Origin of the sequence: Clostridium vitabionis (assembly GCF_015351765.1) — a bacterium.
In the GTDB taxonomy this organism is placed as follows: Bacteria; Bacillota; Clostridia; order Lachnospirales; family Lachnospiraceae; genus Clostridium_R; species Clostridium_R vitabionis.
In genome coordinates this window covers 1-2,122 of sequence record NZ_JADKQA010000027.1, presented here as the reverse complement: position 1 = coordinate 2,122, position 2,122 = coordinate 1, and the positions used below count along the sequence as shown (strand labels likewise).

3 protein-coding genes are annotated in these 2,122 nt (G+C 41.3%); all 3 read left to right on the top strand.

Translation table 11 applies throughout. The features are described from left to right. The coding region (locus ISF27_RS13120) for an HNH/ENDO VII family nuclease (protein ID WP_194611911.1) at nt 1-877 on the top strand (877 nt) is incomplete at its 5' end. Then, nucleotides 877-1,266: an SMI1/KNR4 family protein gene (locus ISF27_RS13115; RefSeq protein ID WP_194611910.1), complete on the top strand. Its 390-nt coding sequence runs from the start codon at nt 877-879 to the stop codon at nt 1,264-1,266. The genes ISF27_RS13120 and ISF27_RS13115, both read left to right, overlap by 1 nt. 19 nt (nt 1,267-1,285) lie before the next feature. Then, nucleotides 1,286-2,062, top strand: coding sequence for an SMODS domain-containing nucleotidyltransferase (locus ISF27_RS13110; protein ID WP_194611909.1), 777 nt, complete (start codon nt 1,286-1,288; stop codon nt 2,060-2,062). Nucleotides 2,063-2,122 lie beyond the last annotated feature (60 nt).

Sequence of the window (2,122 nt, the reverse complement as noted above, 5' to 3'; positions counted from 1 at the left end):
AAGAGGAAGACTGAAACGGGAAAAACTTCCAGAGACTGCAAAGAAGCTCGTTATCTGGTGCTTTAGTTGTAAAATCTCTGGAAGTTCACAAATTTATGATGATACATACGATCAAATCATAAAGAATGTTGCAGTTGGAACCGGCGTGATACTGGTTTGTGTCACCGTATCGGTAGCGACAGCAGGTGTAGCGCCTGCGGTCAGCGTTATATTTGCGGCTTCTGCGACAACAGCCACAACATTTGCCTTGGAGTCAGGGGCGCTTAGCTTTGCGACTGCCGCTATTGCCAGAGGATATCAAACACAGGATATGGATCAAGCTCTGAAGGCAGGTGCATTGGCAGCGAGTGAAGGCTTCAAATGGGGCGCTATTTCAGGAGCGGTTATTGGCGGTGGTAAAGAAGCATTAGCATTAAAGGGTGCAACATTGAACGGCCTTACAATGAATGAGGTTGCAGCCATCCAACGAGAATCTAAGTGGCCATTAGAGGCTATTAAGAGTCTTCATTCAACGGCAGAATATAACATTTACAAAAAAGCTTCTCTTGCCCCTACGCAGTTAGCTGATGGTTCATGGGCGCTCTTGAGAGAAATTAACTGGAAATTAGTTGATGATATGGGGCGTACGAATGTGCAAAGAGTGATGGCAGGCCTTGCTCCGATTGACTCTACAGGTATGCCGTATGAGTTACATCATATTGGAATGAAGGCAGATTCTCCATTGGCGATCTTAACGAACGCCGAACATCACTCAAAAGCGAACTTCAGGATTTTGCATTGGGCTGATGAAGGAAAGAATGTTACTGATGCGGCATGGAATGCACAAAAGAAAGAGTTTTGGAATGCTATTTTGAAAATGGCGCAGGAGGCAATGTAATGAAATCTGTTATTACTGCTCTGAAGGAAAAAGAGGCATTTATTTCGTTTAAGGGAGCTGCCCCGGAGGCTATTTCAACTGCTGAAAAAGAATTGAACGTAAAGTTTGCACCTGATTATCGTGAATATGTAACTGAATTGGGAGCTGCATCATATTATGGACACGAACTGACAGGAGTGTGTTCAGCCAAGTCACTCGATGTTGTGAGGATCACTGTCTCTGAAAGAGAGTTCAATGATGTTCCTGCCGGTTGGTATGTGATAGAGCAAACACATATTGATGGAATTGTTATTTGGCAAGATAGTAAGGGGATAATCTACCAGACAATGATTAAGAATAGGCCAAGAAAACTTTGTGGCTCATTATTCGAGTATGTAAACCGAGATTAGTAGAAAGTAAACGAAATTAATGGGGGTGAGTAGTTGTCAGGGTTTAATATTGCTTCTTCATTTGAGATTTAGTGACTCAAAGCAATCTACAATATCAAGTCGATATCACGCAATTACAAGTCGAATCAATAAGGATTACTATGGTTTAACATCCAATAATACATCTCATAGTCTATATGTGGGATCATATGGAAGAGACACGGAAATATCTTCCAGTGACATCGATATGTTGATTCAACTTCCATATTCAACGTATAAGAAGTTTAATGACTATTCATCCAATGGCCAGTCAGCATTGCTTCAAGAAGCCAAGGGGGTTATTGAAAAGACATATTCCGTCACTCGGGTTAAGGCAGATGGACAGATTATTAGTGTTCCGTTCTCGGATGGAATCAATTTTGAGGTCCTTCCTGCATTTATTAATTCGGATGGTAAGAGCTATACTTTTCCAAATTCTAATAATGGTGGATCCTGGAAGATAACTGATCCAAGAGCGGAGATAGATGCGATACGGATTAGAGATAATGCTACCAACCATAATCTGAAGAGATTATGTAAGATGGCAAGAGCCTGGAAAGAGAAAAATGAGGTCGATATTAGTGGTATTTTAATTGATATTCTGGCATATCGCTTCATTGGGGAGTGGGAATATAAAGATAAATCGTATTTGTATTATGACTTTATGACACGTGACTTTATGAAGTATTTATCCGAAATTTCCAAAGAGCAATATCAATGGCAAGCAATGGGAAGTGGACGTTATATAGTGTCTGCTCAACATTGGGTCCAATTTTAGCAAACTGCAAAGGTATCTGGACGGCTGCCAACCGTACAGTGCAGCCCGGAATTCTGGCGA

Excerpts from the sequence above, each read along its gene's own strand:
- ISF27_RS13115 (WP_194611910.1), top strand. The coding sequence starts at position 877 with ATGAAATCTGTTATTACTGCTCTGAAGGAAAAAGAGGCATTTATTTCG.
- ISF27_RS13110 (WP_194611909.1), top strand. The coding sequence starts at position 1,286 with ATGGGGGTGAGTAGTTGTCAGGGTTTAATATTGCTTCTTCATTTGAGA.